We start from the raw sequence: 2441 nt of genomic DNA on the forward strand, positions 1-2441 counted from the left end.
GGCGTGCTCGGCCGGCGCCACCACCGGCCGAGCACGCCCGGCTTCAGTGCCTGCACGCGCCGACGCACGGCGAGCACCAGCGCATGCGTCGCCTGCCACAGCCACTGGCGTGCGAGCCAGGCATGCACGAGATCATGAAAGGCGAGCAGCTTCGCGCGGGCCCACGCGAACCAGCCGAGGCTCATCAGCTGCGGCTCGCACAGCACGTACAGCCGCGCGGCGATCGCCGTGCCGGTCAGCTTCGCGAGCAGGATCACGAACACGCCGGGCACGAGCGCACCGCGCGCGATCAGCGCCAGCGCCGCGAGCTTGAACGGCAGCAGCACCGCCGCCGGCACGATGAAGGCCACGGCCGCGCCCCACGGCGACAGCCGCGCGATGCGCGCCTCCAGCGCCCGCAGCCACGGCAGGCGCCCGAGCGCGGCCATCGCTCGCGCGAGCGGCCGCCAGCCCCATTCCTCGAACAGCAGCACGAGGGCGGCGAGCAGCACCAGCGGGGACAGCAGCAGACGGCGCAGCCAGCGGGATGACGAGGGCATCGGCGGGAATCTCGGCGTTCGGGTGAACTGCGGACATCGGGGCGGCATGCGCATCGACCAGCGCGCCGCCCGTTCCTTCAGTCCTTCTTCAGCCAGCGCTCCGGCAGGCTGGCGAGGTAGCGCCCGGCGTTGCCGAGCTGGCGACGCAGCAGCTTCCAGTCCTCGGCACGCCGGCCGCTGGCGAGGCAGCGCAGGCTGCGGGCACGGTCGGCGTCGGTCTGGCGGGCGAGGATCGCGCTCCAGAGCGTGTCGGCAACGTTGTAGAGGCGCCCCGGTGCCAGACACACCGGCACGACATCGGCCGGCGGCACGGCGAGGTCATGCGCGACCGCGGCGAGCGCCGTCAGGAGGTTGCGCGTCTTGGCCGCGTGCGCATCCTCGCCGTCGGGGTGAGCGAGGTCATACGGCGGCGCCCATTCGGCGAAGGGCCGCAGCCGGTCGATGTGCGTCAGCGGCACCAGCACCGGCGGCGGCCGCCGCTCCGGACGCAGCGAGAAGGCGTGACGCAGCGCATCGAGGCGCTCGCGATCGACGGCGCGATCGGCCCGGTGCGCGGCGACCGTCCACAGCACCAGATCGGCGCTGGCGATGGCCTCGTTCAGGCCCTCATCGTCGACATCGAGGCCGTCGAGCCCCGGCGTGTCGAATACCAGCGCCGCGGTCAGCCCGGCGCGCGTCAGCCGGTACGGCGTCACGGCGCCGGTCGCCGGCAGCGCATCGACCAGCGCATGCGCGCCATCGGCCGCCGCCTCGCCGAGATCGAACAGCGCGTTGACCAGACTCGACTTGCCGGCGTTGGTCTGGCCGAGCACGAGGATGCGCAGCGGCTCGACCGGCGCCTGCGCGCGCTGCTCGGTCACGACGAGATCCGGTGCGCTCGGCAGATCGGGCGATTCGTCGAGCCGCAGCCGGCCGCTGTACAGCTCGATCGCGTAGCGGCCGGTTTCGAGCACGTACTCGCGCAGCAGCCAGCCCTGCAGCTCCTGCTGCGCGTTGCCGAAGGCGCGGTCGCGCAGCGCCGTCCACACCTCGCCGAGCACGGCGTTGGCCGGATTCACGACCAGACGCCCGGCCCGGTACAGGTTCCACGCCCGGCCGGCCAGCGTGCGCCAGCGGTTCAGCGCCAGCACGCGGCCGATGGTGAGCTGATGGCTGAACGGCACATGCGCGACCACCGTGTGCCCGAGCTTGCGGCTCGCGCGCTCGATGATCAGCAGCAGATGCGGCACGGTCAGCTCCCACAGCGGCCGTTCGGCCTGCGGGTGATAGTGGCGGGCGACGGTATCGAGCGTGCGCCGGCCGAGTTCCAGCCAGCGGTTGGCGTCATCGAGCGGCCATTCGGCCGGGTCGATGCCGGCGGCGAGCGCCTCGACCTGCTGCCACGCGGCATCGGCCGACGGCGGCCAGTCGGGGTCCGGACCGTCCGCGGCGTGGCCGATCAGCCGGCGGCTGCGCGCCGTCAGCCAGCGGTCGAGCCCCCATGCGAGCAGCCCGGTGCCGGCCGTGGCGGCGAGCCAGAACACCAGCACCTGCTGCTGCCAGAGCCACAGCACGCCGAGCGGCAGCAGCGACAGCGCCGGCAGCGCCCACAGCGCCATCGCCAGCAGCCGGCCGCGATCGAGCCGGCGCCACAGTGAGCCCCGGCTGCGGCTCATCGCGGCGTGCCCGCGTCGTGGTCGCCGGAGGCCGGCGGCAGTGCGCGCTGTTCGAGGAAGCGCGCGCCGCGCGCCAGCGCCTCGGCGTAGTGGCGGCGCAGCAGCTCCGGATCGCCGGGCCGGCCCTGGCGATGTTCGCCGAACCAGTAGGCCGCCGCCTCGCCGAGCGCCCAGGTGCTGGCCCCGGCCGTCGCCGCGCCCCAGGCGGCACCGACCGTCTGTCCCCAGCCCGGAATCAGCTTGGCGA

At 74.1% G+C, this 2441-nt stretch carries 2 protein-coding genes and 1 pseudogene; all 3 read right to left on the reverse strand.

What is annotated here, in order from left to right:
* A partial coding sequence (locus PKE44_RS18290) for a hypothetical protein (protein WP_324554101.1) occupies nt 1-539 on the reverse strand: 539 nt, incomplete at its 3' end.
* A 77-nt stretch (nt 540-616) separates the two neighbouring features.
* Nucleotides 617-2194: a GTPase gene (locus PKE44_RS18295; RefSeq protein ID WP_324554103.1), complete on the reverse strand. Its 1578-nt coding sequence runs from the start codon at nt 2192-2194 to the stop codon at nt 617-619.
* Nucleotides 2191-2441, reverse strand: a pseudogene (locus tag PKE44_RS18300) (hypothetical protein); the annotation flags it as partial. The gene PKE44_RS18295 and the pseudogene PKE44_RS18300, both read right to left, overlap by 4 nt.

The organism is Plasticicumulans sp. (assembly GCF_035331805.1).
In the GTDB taxonomy this organism is placed as follows: Bacteria; Pseudomonadota; Gammaproteobacteria; order Competibacterales; family Competibacteraceae; genus Plasticicumulans.

What these genes read in the sequence shown, in the direction of transcription:
- PKE44_RS18295 (WP_324554103.1), bottom strand. Translation starts at nt 2,194, where the DNA reads ATGAGCCGCAGCCGGGGCTCACTGTGGCGCCGGCTCGATCGCGGCCGG.